Here is a 12,181-nt window from a genome sequence, read left to right as displayed (position 1 = left end):
TAGGCTGCTTCCGCTCGTCTGTGTAACGCAAAAATCGCGCTTTTTGAACCACGCCACGCCCCCTCAGTCAGTCAACACGACACGCGTCGACACCTCCCCGGATAACTGAGGCGGCACACGTGCAATGCCCCATGCCGCGAGCAACGCATCGAATGATGGTGCGATCTCCTCCTTTTCAAGCGCCGGCGGTTGCAGCCCTGTCAGCCTGTATAGAACCCGCTGGCCTGCACTGGCGCCATGAAACTTGATGCGCTCAATCGCGCCCTGCCGGACACCCTATCGCATCGGGCTCATCTCGCCAGCGATGACCATACGCGCGACCGTCACCGGCTGATGCTGCTCGCGCAGATACCCGATCAGTCTTTCGCATTGCGGTGTGTCTTCATGGATCCTGGATCTGCAGAATGAAGCGATCAGACGCTCTTTATGCGTGGCCACAGGTCAGGATCGATTGAAGGGCGCCGAGCCAAGAACTGCACGTCATGCTTCGCACTGCTGTTTAGTGCCGTCGCCGCGCACGGAACGGTCCTGTTCGTACAGCGCGACGAGGCGTTCGAGCGAAGCTGTTCGCGCGAAATGTCGCAACCGTGCGCGGTGTTCACGATCTCGGGTAGTCGCGACGATCTGCCTCTCCAGTTCCTGACGCATGCGCTGTTCGCGTTCGGCGATGAAGGACATCAGTACGCGCGCGTACAGCGACTCCTTGTCGGCAATCGCTCTGTACTCATTCACCAGGTCAACAATTTCGTCCATGCATTCGTACCGTGATCACTGCTGCGCCAGAGAGTATGCAGGCGCTTCCTCTGCGCTCGGATTCGAAACTGGTGGGCCTCCCGTGAGTCGAACACGGCACCAATGGATTATGAGTCCACTGCTCTTGCCAGGCATGAGCCAGAGGCCCATGGCGGAAGTGGTGAGATTCGAACTCACGGAACCTCTCGGTTCGCCGGTTTTCAAGACCGGTGCATTGACCGCTCTGCCACACTTCCGCTGGAGCGGGCGAAGGGAATCGAACCCCCGTCATAAGCTTGGAAGGCTTCTGCTCTGCCATTGAGCTACGCCCGCGGCGGCCGGGCCATTTTGGCATAATCCGTAACGGAATGGCATTCGTTCCGTACGTCTGCCTGAATCTACCTGCTACCTGTCATATGGGTGAATGCGCGCGCTCTAAAATGGGTGGTCTTGACGTGCTAATTTTTCGCTTCCCCTGGCGACATCCCCTTCACCACCATGTTTTTGACCGATACCATCCATCTTGCGCCCAAGATTACGCCGGCGGGCCACCTTCTCGCCGTGCCGGAAGTCGAGGCCGCCCCTTTGCCGGATGACATCGAGCTCGGCGGCATCTTCCAGGCCGGCGCGGGGCATGGGCTGCTCTATCTCGGCAGCACGACATTAGGACGGGCACTGCCGCCCGCCTGGGGCTGGTGGCGGGACTTTGCCGTCCGTTACATCACAGCGCTATGCAGTACGGCCGAAGACGAAGACATGGCGGTTGCCGAACCGGGCACTGCGGACCTTGAGCAGTTGATCGGCGATGCGCCACCGATGACCGGCGCCGAATATCTCACCCCGGCGGTCCTCACGACACTGTGGGGGGAAATCGACGCCGCATTGCGTCAGGAGCTCGCCGGCACCACGGGTTCGCTCCAGGCATTTCTGAAGTCACGTCACCCCACCTGGAATCTGGTGGGCCGCGTCCATTTCAATCTTGCCGAGAACCGGAAAGACCCTGACGCGCCGTTTGCCTTTCTGGCCACCTATACGGCACGCGTATCCGCGCATGGCAAGACCCAGCACCAGCCACTCTCGCGGGCGCTGGAGGAATTTTCCGGGGCACGCAACAAGGCCCGGCTCCTTTCGTTGCTGGTACCCGTCCAGCGTGCCGCCGAATGCTGCGACTGGGTGCGCGCCATGCTCGAGTCGCGCGAGATATATCATCCATTGCGCTGGACGCCTGCCGATGCCTGGCACCTTCTCAACGACTTGCCGGCGCTCGAACCGGCCGGCATCATCGTCCGGCTGCCCGGTACGTGGGCAACAGGGCGGCCCGCGCGGCCCACCGTGACGGCCAGTGTCGGCACAAAACCGCCATCCCTCGTTGGCAAGGATGCGTTGCTCGACTTCAACATGGCGGTGTCGCTTGACGGCGAACCGTTAAGTCCCGCCGAAATCCGGAGCCTGCTGAAGGGTGCCGACGGCCTGCAGTGGATCCGCGGCCGCTGGATCGAGGTCGACACAAAAAAGCTCGGCCGCCTTCTCCAGCGCTTTGAAGATCTGGAGCGGGCCGCGCAATCGGGGCTGCCGTTAAACGACGCGTTACGCCTGCTGGCAGGCGTGTCGGCCGACGATGCGGATGCGTCCGGGGAACGCGACTGGGCACAGGTGGTGGCCGGGGGCTGGCTGTCGGAGACCCTTGAGCAGTTGCGTCGGCCCGAAGGCCTGACTCGCGTCGACCCGGGCGCCGACCTGAAGGCGCAGCTTCGGCCGTACCAGATGGCGGGCGTGCAGTGGCTCTATCTGCTCAGCCGGCTCGGGCTGGGAGCGTGCCTGGCCGACGACATGGGCCTCGGGAAAACGATGCAGGTTCTCTCCCTGCTGGTCGTCCTGAAGCGCGAACGAACGGACCAGCGGCCGAGCCTGCTCGTCGCGCCTGCATCGTTGCTGGCCAACTGGGCAGCGGAAGCGCAACGCTTTGCACCGGGACTGCGCGTGCTGGTCGCCCACCCATCCGTTACGCCGGCCGACGAATTACGCGCACTCGATGACGCACGGCTTGCCCGGACCGACCTTGTCGTCACCAGTTTCGGTGCGCTGCTTCGCCTGCCTGCGCTCGAGCCCGTCCAGTGGCGCCTCGCGATTGTCGACGAAGCCCAGGCGATCAAGAACCCGGCAGCGAAGCAGACCCGGCAGGTCAAGAAGATTCAGGCCCATGCGCGCATCGCGCTGACGGGCACACCGGTGGAAAACCGCCTGTCGGACCTGTGGTCGATTTTCGATTTCACGCATCCGGGCCTGCTGGGGTCGGCGAAGGATTTTGCCGGACTCAACAGGCGCCTGGCCAAGGCCGGGCACTTCGGGCCGCTGCGCGCCCTCGTGCGCCCGTACATCCTGCGCCGCCTGAAGACGGACAAACAGGTCATCGCCGACCTTCCGGAAAAGACCGAACTCAAGGCGTGGTGCCACCTGAGTTCGCTCCAGGCCGCGTTGTACCAGCGTGCGGTCAAGGAACTGGCGACAGCGCTGGACGGAGCGGACGGCATCGAACGCAAGGGCCTCGTATTGAGCTACCTGATGCGCTTCAAGCAGATCTGCAACCATCCGTCCCAGTGGCTCGGTGACGCGGCGTGGAAACCCGAGGCGAGCGGCAAGTTTGCCCGCCTGCGGGAGCTGGTCGAGGTGATTGCCGCGAAGCAGGAAAAGCTGCTGGTGTTCACGCAGTTTCGCGAAACCACCGAGCCCTTGGCGGCATTTCTGGGCTCGATGTTTGGCCGGGAAGGACTGGTTCTGCATGGGGGTACCCCGGTCGGAAAACGTCGCGAGCTGGTCAAGCGGTTTCAGGAAGACGAGTTGACCCCCTTCTTTGTGCTATCGCTCAAGGCGGGCGGAGCGGGATTGAATCTCACGGCCGCCTCCCACGTGATCCACTTCGATCGCTGGTGGAATCCGGCCGTGGAGAATCAGGCGACGGACCGGGCCTTCCGTATCGGCCAGCGCCGGAATGTGCTGGTGCACAAGTTTGTCTGCCGGGGCACCGTCGAGGAGCGGATCGACCAGTTGATCGAAACCAAGCAGCAGCTTGTGAACGACGTGCTCGAAAGGGGGGCGGAGCTGCTGCTGACCGAGATGAGCGATCGGGAGCTACTCGATCTCGTCAGGCTCGATATCCATTCCGCCCAGGAAAACTGACGACACAAGGGAACATGATGAGTGACTACGGTGGCTGGAAGCCTTATGTGCCGGTAGCGGAGCGCCGGAAAAAAGCCGAACAGCTGGTCGCCCGAGCCATCAAGGCTGGCAAGACCCTGTCGCCCATCGCGCCGTATCGCGGGGCCATCGCGAAGACCTTCTGGGGCAAGGCGTGGTGCGATAACCTCGAACATTACAGCGACTACGGCAGTCGCCTGCCGCGCGGTCGCACCTATGTGCGTAATGGTTCCGTGATCGATCTGCAGATGTCGGCGGGCAAGATACACGCGCAGGTCATGGGTTCCAGCCTGTACACGGTCAGGATCGATGTCGGGGCGTGCCCCGCTCAACAGTGGCGGGCACTGGGCGCCGACTGCTCGTCTTCCATTGATTCCATGGTCGAACTGCTGCAGGGAAAACTGTCGGGCGCCGTGATGCAACGGATCTGCAAGGCGGGTACCGGGCTTTTTCCCTCACCGAAGGACATCAAATTCGGATGCGACTGCCCGGACTGGGCGTCCATGTGCAAGCATGTTGCTGCCGTGCTGTATGGTGTGGGCGCCCGGCTCGACCACCAGCCCGAATTGCTCTTCACGCTGCGTGGCGTGGATCCCGCCGATCTCGTGAATCGCGCAGGCACCGGACTGTCCGGAGTGGAAAGCACACCCGCGTCGGGCAAGGTGCTCGACAACGCGGTCCTGGGCGATGTGTTCGGCATCGACATCGACACCGCGCCGCTCGCCGCTCCTGCTGTCGCCCGCAAGCGGGACGGCAGGCAATCCGCCCCGCGAACAGGAAAGGTTGTCACGTCATCGACCCCACCGAAGCCGGCAGTGAGCGCGAAATCGACCTCGAAAGGAAAAGCGGCGGCGCCCAAAGTGGTAGCCGCGCCCGGCGCTGGCGCCAAACCGGCTGGCAAAGCGCGTGTGGACACGCCGAAGGCGACCCGTTCAACCGCTCCGAAAGCATCGCCCGCACGTTCGCCAGCGACGCCGCAGTCACCACGCAAACCGAAACCCTCCCGATAAGGGGTACGGCCAAGATGGACGCGCCTTCCGGAGCACGGTGAAGTGGAACAATCTGGCGCCGCTTCTGGCGCAGCTGTTCTGAGAATGTGGTTGGGTTCAGCGCCCTGTCGCGGGACGCGGTACAAGTCTTACTTCTGTAATGGATCAACTTTCACTTCGTCGGACGGCGCCGGTCGCTGTTCAACCACGCAAACAACCTCATGCTCGTGTTCCTTTTTTGTTGTTGTGAGGCCTCGTGAGGCCCGAAAAGGCGCGACGCCATGCGCCATACGCCATTTTAGGCCATCAAACCGAACCCTGATAATCCAGAGGATTTTTTGCGGAGCGGAAACGGCGCACTGAGCTGGCCTGGACGCGGCGGACGAGGCCGTTTCCGCTCTGTAAAAAACTCTTTGAGCTAAGCCGCTCCGCAAGCAGTGACCGCTATGGGCATTGAAGTGTTGCCGCTGGGGAGTTTTCGCCAGCGGCAAGGTTCGGGGCATCGGGAAAGCAGGTATTGCGTTGTGTTTGTTGCCGGAGACGAATCGTGTTCGAGCAGATCGCTCGATGAGCGTGAACGACAGCGCTGTCGGACGGGTGCATGTGGCGTGAGCATACCCGCCGTTTCGGTTGACGCGCTTGGGAAACGGGCTGTGGCGATGAACAGGACAGGTTTCATGCGGTCCTCGTCGGTGGCGCTCGCGGGCAGGCGCCCGGCAACAGGCGCGCGACGAAGAGCATGTGCCCCCGGGAACAGGCCGGACAGGTGTGCAGCGATTGGCCGGTTAGCTTCTCGTAGCGGTCACGGTAGTCAGTCCGGGGCATGGCCTGTACTTCGTATGCAGGCTTGGCCTCGAGTAATCGACGGCACTCGGCCAATCGCGCTTTGCGCAGGCAATTGCTGAGCAGCCCGTAGTGACGGATGCGCTGGAATCCGCGGGGCAGAACATGTAGCAGGAATCGCCGGATGAACTCGTGCACCGGCAGACGCATGACGCGCGGCGTGCCCGGTTGGCGGTAGTCTTTCCAGCGGAACGTCACATGTTCATCGGTGAACTCGAGCAGGCGGTTGTTGGAAATCGCTACGCGATGTGTGTAGCGGCCCAGATAGTCGAGGACTTGCTGGGGGCCGCCGAACGGCTCCTTGGCATAGACAACCCAGTCGGGACTGCGCGCCTCAGCCAGACAGCGGACGAATCGGCCGGACTCGGCCAGATCGGCAAGCGACGAGAAGAACCGTAGCTCGCCGGCGTCGAAGGCCTGCTGCAAACGCCCAAGAAACAGCCGCCGAAAGAGTCGCGAGAGTACGCGCACCGGCAGGAAGAAGCCGGGCCGACAGGCGAGCCAGCGTTTGCCATCCGGCGAGAGGCCGCCGCCTGGCACCACGCAGTGCAGGTGCGGATGATGCACGAGGTTCTGCCCCCACGTGTGCAGGATTGCGATGAAGCCGACCGTGGCGCCGAGGTGTCGGGGATCAGCGCTGATAGTCTGCAATGTCTCGGCGGTGGCCTGAAACAGGATCTCGTAGACCACGCGTTTGTTCTGGAACGCGATCCTGGCGATCGATTCGGGCACCGTGAAGACGACGTGGAAATACGGCACGGGCAAGAGGTCAGTCTGCCGGTCTTCGAGCCATTGCGCGCGCGCAAGCGACTGACACTTCGGGCAGTGCCGGTTGCGGCACGAGTTGTACGAGATGCGCTGATGACCACAGGCGTCGCATTGCTCGAGGTGGCCGCCGAGCGCCGCGGTTCGGCACTGCTCGATGGCGCGCATGACGCGATGCTGCTCGCGACTGAGGGAGTCGGCATGCAGTTGTCGATACACAGGGCCATGGCGGCGCAGGATGTCCGCCAATTCCAGCCGGGCCGGCATGATTGCCGCTCACTCGTGCGCGGGCGATGCGTCCGGCGAAACGAGTGGAGCGGAAATCAGGGAAAGGCGGTCGAGGGGGCTTGTCGCCGCGCATACGGTACTGGTGGCAACCTTCAGGTAGGTTGAGGTGGTCGCGAGACTGCGGTGGCCGAGCAGCAGTTGGATCGTGCGCACGTCGGTGCCGGACTCGAGCAGGTGCGTGGCGAACGCGTGACGCAACATATGCGGCGTGACCGTCTTGCTGATGCCGGCACGACGACGGGCGTCCTGGCATGCCCGTCGCACGACGGCGGGTCCGATAGGCTGATCGGGGAAGCGGCCGGGGAACAGCCAGTGCTGAGGTCGGCCCATGCGCCAGTACTCGCGCAGGACATCCAGCAGCCTTGGCGAGAGCATGACGTAGCGGTCGGTCTGGCCTTTGCCCTGTTCGACGCGAAGTACCATGCGTTGACTGTCGATGTCGCTGACCTTCAGGCAAGTGGCTTCCGAGATCCGTAGACCACCGGCATAAGCCGTCATCAGGATGACGCGGGACTTGATACTGGGAATGGCCTCGAGCAAGCGCGTAACTTCGTCGGGGCTGAGGATGACCGGCAGCTTGCGCGGCTTCTTCGACATGGCAATCTCGTCAATCTCCCACCCGCGTTTGAGCGTGACGGTGTAGAGAAAGCGCAGTGCGGCGGTGGCGAGCACAAGCGTGCTGCGCGAGCGCTGGGCATCAACCAGATGCAATTGCCAGGCGCGGATCTCCTCAGGCCCGAGCAGCTCGGGCGAGCGTCCGAAATGACGGGCGAACGCACTGACGTAGGACACGTAAAGGCGCTGGGTATTGGCTGCGAGGTTGCGCACGCGCATATCCTCGATCATGCGTCGACGTAGGGGTGTCATGGTGGACTCCGCTCTGGGTGGTCACAGCAGCAAACTGCACTGCCATCGTCGCACTCGAACGGGTGGGTCCCGCGGATGATCCCGGAGCCGATGTCGCTGGCCGACCACCTCCTCCCGAGTCAGCGGGTTAGTTCAATAAGAATTATCAGATGTACGTATTCACTGTTTTCGCGCCGGAGGGAAATATAGCGGCCGCGACCTCTACAAATAGCGGGGGTACGTCCGATAACTGAAAACGAACCTCACAAGGAGAAACACGATGTCCCGGCCCGCCGTCAGCCCCGCGAACTGCCCCACGACGAAAAACACCCGCCGGTCGCTCAGGGAATACCTCGCGATCGTCCGGTACAACCGGTGGCTGGTGTCTGGATGGATCGTGTTGCCTGCCGGCGTATCGCTGACGCTTGGCAGCCTTGTTTGTGATGCGCCGCTGGTCTGCGTCGCCTGTAGCTTTTCGCTGGCTGCTATCTTCGGCTTTGTTCCGACTGCGGTTACCTGGAAAGGAAAACAGGGCACGCTGCAGTCCCATGACGAGGAGCTCGAGCTGATCCTGGAGAACCAGCGACGCGAGCGCGCCGGCGAGCTGCCGTTGCCGCCCGCGTGGGAGCGGGAAAAGCACGACGCATACTGCGAGCGGTCAGGTGTGAAGGCCGCCTATTGCCGGCACGGCCTGGCGCATCTTGTGCCGAAGGGCTACACCAAGCCCCTGAAGATCTGGTCGAGCGCGCGCTTGCGCCGGTCGAGCCTGCCAGCGCTTGTGGAGACCGTGGTCTGGTCCACTTTGCTGATCGTCACCACTGGCGCCACCCTCGTCATCGGGCTGCGGGTGGCCTTGCCTCCCGTTGGGCTGCTGCTCGTGGTGGTGATTGGCCTTGCCGTCTCGTTCCCGGTTGCCAGCGAGTGCGGGGCGCGGGCGAGGCAGTGGGCAAGGGCGCGGGCCGTCCGCAGCATGAAGCTGGAGCGTCTGTCGCGCAGGGCGACGTGACGCACGCGCGGCACGCAGCCCGCATTGTGCGACGGAGGGTGAATGACGTTGGCGCGCTTTCGCATGCGAAAATTGCCGCTGCAGGGCACTGTCAGACCTGATGCAGGTTCACGCCTCTGATGAGGCACGGGAGAACGCAATGGCCAGCAAACGCTTCCGGGGCAAACGTTGCGTCTACTGTGGACGCGAGGGTGCGTCGGACACCGGTGACCATATCATTGCGCGCGGCTTCTTTCTGCCCTCGGAGCGAGCGGATCGACGTGTGGGCTGTGACGTCGGCGCTGGCTCGAGATGCCAGTACTCATCAGCCGCGATGGCCTGGAGCTCGGCGCTTGCGTATCGCGCCGTCGGGACTTCGAGCGCGAGGCGACGGACATCAGTGCCGGCATCGACGGATGACCAATTCTGCGCGTCGAGCAGTGTGGCGATGGGTGAGTATTCCGACGAAGTCGAGCTTACGAAGCCCGTAAACAGGGCCGGTGAGCGCCTCCGATCCGTTCAGCTTCGCCTTGGAAGGCAAACCAGCATCCGCCGCCCCCCACCAGCGTCTTACGAGGGGAAAACCCTAGGTCGACAATTGTCGGCGTTGACTACGTCGCGGCGCGTGCAGCAGAGTTGCGTGGCCTGCAAACCGGCGTGGGTCGATGAAGGAACACGAGGACAAAGAGTGGGTAGCCGCAGGCCGGCTCGATGATGAGCGATTGTGGGAGCAGTTCGCATGGGAAGTGTTCGTCGAGATTGACCACGCCGAGCAGATGAGCGCCGTCCGACAGAGTGGGAGGCTATTTCTGCCCATCCCCGAAAACTGAAAATCCCTTCTAACCCATGCTGGGCAAGACTTTCCGGGCGTGATGGCCAGCGACATGCGCTTTCAGGGGGCCGATTTTCTGTCTTCGCCGCTGTCTTCCTCGTTGGCTGCTGCCAGCCTGGAGCATACGGGCCCAGTACTCGGGATCGGCGTAATACGAGGCGAGCGCGTCGATGTCGACGGGCATGGTCGCTGCGCCGAAGTCCATGGCGCCGAGCAGGTTGACGTGCCGCCACGCGACCGGTGACATGCCGGCGATGAATGTCATCGCGGCCTCGTCGCCCGTCGAGCGCTTCTGCTCGTGCACGCACGAGAGCAAGGCCGTGCCGTGTTGTAGTGGATGACGGCATTGGCGATCAGGCGGGCGCACTCGTTCCACAACTGCTGTTCGGCCTCGGTGTGCACGCGCAGCTTGCCGCCGTTGACGAAGGCGAGCGCGCGGCGCAACCGATGGTACGCTTCGCCCCGGTTGAGGGCCTTCTGAATTGACCGGCGCAGGTCGACATCGTCGATGAACTGCAGGATGTGGCGTGTACGGCAGAGGCTGTCGAGTTCCCAGAGCGCCTTTTTCGTCTGGTTCTGGCGCTTGTAGCTCGAGAGCTTGCGCACGATGGTGGCCTGTGAAACCTGCTTCTGCCCGAGAGAGGCCATGATTCGCTGGATGGCGGGCCACTCACGGATGATCAGCTCGTCGTTGGATTTGCGCGAAGGTTTGACGAGCCATTTGCCGTAGTGCCCCGGGGCGTGACTGCCAACGAGGCCGCCGAGTTTTTTGTGGAAGTCGCGATAGCGCGGCGCGAACTGATAACCGAAGGTGTACAGGCTCCAGTAGTTCACCTGATTGGTGCCGTGCGTGTCGGTCGAATGTAACTGCGGGCGGATGTCGGAGGTATTGTTGTAGAGCAGGTCGAAGACGTAATGACTTTCGTGCTCGTGAGCGCCGAAGACAGTCAGGTTGATCGGCACGTGGTTGGCGACGGCGGTGTTCGCGCTGATGCCTTTGTCGAGGTCGAAGTACTTGGGCGAATGGCGGGCCTGGAAGGTGTCGAACTGGGTCTCGAAGCGCTGCGCTGCTCGAATGGATCTGGTTGCCGATGTTGAACAGATGAAAGGCGGGCAGCTCCGCGGTCGCGTTGCTGATCGCGTCGTTAGCCGCATGGACGGTTTCGATGCGAAGATAGTTGCGTGCACAGCTCACGAGAGAAGCGTAGCTGAGGCCCGAGATTTCAGCCATTTTGCGCAGGCCCATATTGGTGCCCATCGCGATGATGCAGGCGAGGAGTTCGCGTGGATCGGCCTCGTGCTTGACGTACCGGTCGAGCACGTGCGTGAATGCCTTGAGAAAACCGGTGCGGGTGGCGACGAACCAGAGCAGCCGCGCGATGTCGATGCTGGGAATCTGGCCATAGAAGGTGTGGTTGACGTTTTCGTTGGGCTCGGGGTAGATCAGGTTCAGGCGCGGCTTGCCGCCCTTGTGACGGACCTTGATGTAGGGATCGTCGCCTTCGTCGATGTGATGATTGACGTGTTCAAGGAGGCGCTCGATATCATCGTGAAGCCCGGCAAGTGTCTGCTCGATGGGCGAGAGCAGGACCGGCAGGTTGAGCTCCCCGAGAATGGCGTCCTTGTGCTCCCAGCGCGCGTCGCTGATCAGGTCGTCTTCGAAGCGACGAAATTCGTTGCTGTCGGGGCAGAAGACGTCGCCCGCTTCAAGCGCGTTGCGCACCAGCCGGTAGATGAGAAACTCGTAGCGGTCGACGTCGAGCTGCTTTGTCTTGCCGGGTCCGGGACGATAGAGATGCGGCCTGAGCGTCTTCGGGATGAACGCAGTCGGAAAGGATGAGGGTTTGCACTGCACGAAGCGACGTGCCGTCACGCAGGCACGTCTGCAGAAAGGCGACCGCTTCGAGCAGCGGCGTGTCTTCGACACGGCCGGTTACGGCCAGTTCTGCAAACAGATGCCGCAGATTGCGTTTGATCGCGTGCGAGAGCGCGGTATAGTGCGACCATTCGAAGTCGGCCTTGTCGAAAGTGACGTTGCGCATGTATTGCGAGACGGACTCGAAGCGCTCGGGCGCGAGCAGCGTGAACGCCCGCTTGCGCACGCTGGCAAAGGAGGCATAGCGCGCAATCGACTCATCGACGAACAGACGCAGGACCTCGCCGGCGGCCTTCAGATGTGTGACCGCGTCGCTGAGTGCGTTTTGCGCTGCCTCGCTTGCCACCTGCCGGGCAGTCTGCTCGTGGTCATTGACGAGACGGATGAAGGCTTCGATCAGGCGATCGTTGACCTGACGGAAACGGTGATAGGCGAAACACAGCAGGTACAGGCGCACGACGCCGGAGTTCATGCGGCGCAGCTTGTAGACGGTGTAGAACGTGACGAGCGAGGCGTAGTAGCGGACGCTGTCCGCGGAGATCCCGGTGGTTTCGAGAAATCGCTGGGCGAAGGTGTAGAGCGGTGAGAAGAATGTTCGACGCTCGGATTCCTGTTGCAGCTCCTTGTGGCTGAAATCCTTCGGCTCGTGCTTGAGAAGCGTGACCTGATACATCGAGTCGTCGGCTTCGAGCATCGCATCAAGTTGCTGCACGACGGACTTCGTGAGGGCGCGCCCGAGCAACGCCGAGACGCGCTGGCGTTCTGCGGCGACCGCCTGCCCGATCATGTCCTGCAGATACGAGTAGGTGGGTGCGACGATGCGTTCGTGC

At 62.5% G+C, this 12,181-nt stretch carries 7 protein-coding genes, 3 tRNA genes and 1 pseudogene; 4 read left to right on the top strand and 7 right to left on the bottom strand.

The annotated features are described in order from the left end of the window. Positions 1–480: 480 nt before the first annotated feature. From BMI01S_RS41470 to BMI01S_RS34390, 4 genes are all read right to left on the bottom strand, one after another. The gene (locus BMI01S_RS41470) at positions 481–753 is read right to left on the bottom strand and encodes a hypothetical protein (RefSeq protein WP_028215424.1); all 273 of its coding nucleotides are present in this window, start codon (positions 751–753) and stop codon (positions 481–483) included. Between the two features lie 69 nt (positions 754–822). After that, positions 823–901 (bottom strand) — tRNA-Ile (locus BMI01S_RS34400). 1 nt (position 902) lies between these two features. Continuing rightward, positions 903–989, bottom strand: a tRNA-Ser gene (locus BMI01S_RS34395). A gap of 2 nt (positions 990–991) precedes the next feature. Beyond that, a tRNA-Gly gene (locus BMI01S_RS34390) sits at positions 992–1,065 on the bottom strand. Positions 1,066–1,230: 165 nt separating this feature from the next. Between BMI01S_RS34390 and BMI01S_RS34385 the strand changes: the two genes are divergently transcribed. Beyond that, a complete protein-coding gene (locus BMI01S_RS34385; protein WP_028232752.1) occupies positions 1,231–3,909 on the top strand; it encodes a DEAD/DEAH box helicase in 2,679 nt (892 codons plus the stop codon). 17 nt (positions 3,910–3,926) lie between these two features. Continuing rightward, positions 3,927–4,937 (top strand): SWIM zinc finger family protein, encoded by a 1,011-nt coding sequence (locus BMI01S_RS34380; protein ID WP_036046951.1) that lies wholly within the window; start codon positions 3,927–3,929, stop codon positions 4,935–4,937. A 654-nt stretch (positions 4,938–5,591) separates the two neighbouring features. Here BMI01S_RS34380 and BMI01S_RS34375 read toward each other — a convergent pair. Then, entirely contained in the window at positions 5,592–6,791 is a 1,200-nt protein-coding gene (locus BMI01S_RS34375) for an IS91 family transposase (RefSeq protein ID WP_036022088.1), read from the bottom strand. A 9-nt stretch (positions 6,792–6,800) separates the two neighbouring features. Further along, positions 6,801–7,658: a tyrosine-type recombinase/integrase gene (locus BMI01S_RS34370; protein ID WP_407669104.1), complete on the bottom strand. Its 858-nt coding sequence runs from the start codon at positions 7,656–7,658 to the stop codon at positions 6,801–6,803. Positions 7,659–7,938: 280 nt separating this feature from the next. Between BMI01S_RS34370 and BMI01S_RS34365 the strand changes: the two genes are divergently transcribed. Together BMI01S_RS34365 and BMI01S_RS41465 are read left to right on the top strand one after the other, a co-directional pair. After that, positions 7,939–8,664, top strand: coding sequence for a hypothetical protein (locus BMI01S_RS34365; protein ID WP_028215589.1), 726 nt, complete (start codon positions 7,939–7,941; stop codon positions 8,662–8,664). 644 nt (positions 8,665–9,308) lie between these two features. Next, entirely contained in the window at positions 9,309–9,473 is a 165-nt protein-coding gene (locus BMI01S_RS41465) for a hypothetical protein (RefSeq protein ID WP_154671464.1), read from the top strand. A gap of 102 nt (positions 9,474–9,575) precedes the next feature. Here the strand turns inward: BMI01S_RS41465 and BMI01S_RS44295 are convergent. Next, a pseudogene (locus tag BMI01S_RS44295) lies at positions 9,576–12,181 on the bottom strand (Tn3 family transposase); the annotation flags it as partial.

The sequence above is a fragment of the Paraburkholderia mimosarum LMG 23256 = NBRC 106338 genome, from assembly GCF_000739815.1.
GTDB lineage: Bacteria > Pseudomonadota > Gammaproteobacteria > Burkholderiales > Burkholderiaceae > Paraburkholderia > Paraburkholderia mimosarum.
Note: the sequence above shows the minus strand (reverse complement) of the source record. Positions and strands in the feature narration are given on the sequence as shown.

Bases quoted from the DNA above. Each gene is read 5' to 3' on its own strand.
- BMI01S_RS34380 (WP_036046951.1), top strand. From the start codon at position 3,927: ATGAGTGACTACGGTGGCTGGAAGCCTTATGTGCCGGTAGCGGAGCGC.
- BMI01S_RS34370 (WP_407669104.1), bottom strand. From the start codon at position 7,658: ATGATCGAGGATATGCGCGTGCGCAACCTCGCAGCCAATACCCAGCGC.
- BMI01S_RS41470 (WP_028215424.1), bottom strand. From the start codon at position 753: ATGGACGAAATTGTTGACCTGGTGAATGAGTACAGAGCGATTGCCGAC.
- BMI01S_RS34365 (WP_028215589.1), top strand. From the start codon at position 7,939: ATGTCCCGGCCCGCCGTCAGCCCCGCGAACTGCCCCACGACGAAAAAC.
- BMI01S_RS34385 (WP_028232752.1), top strand. From the start codon at position 1,231: ATGTTTTTGACCGATACCATCCATCTTGCGCCCAAGATTACGCCGGCG.
- BMI01S_RS34375 (WP_036022088.1), bottom strand. From the start codon at position 6,791: ATGCCGGCCCGGCTGGAATTGGCGGACATCCTGCGCCGCCATGGCCCT.
- BMI01S_RS41465 (WP_154671464.1), top strand. From the start codon at position 9,309: ATGAAGGAACACGAGGACAAAGAGTGGGTAGCCGCAGGCCGGCTCGAT.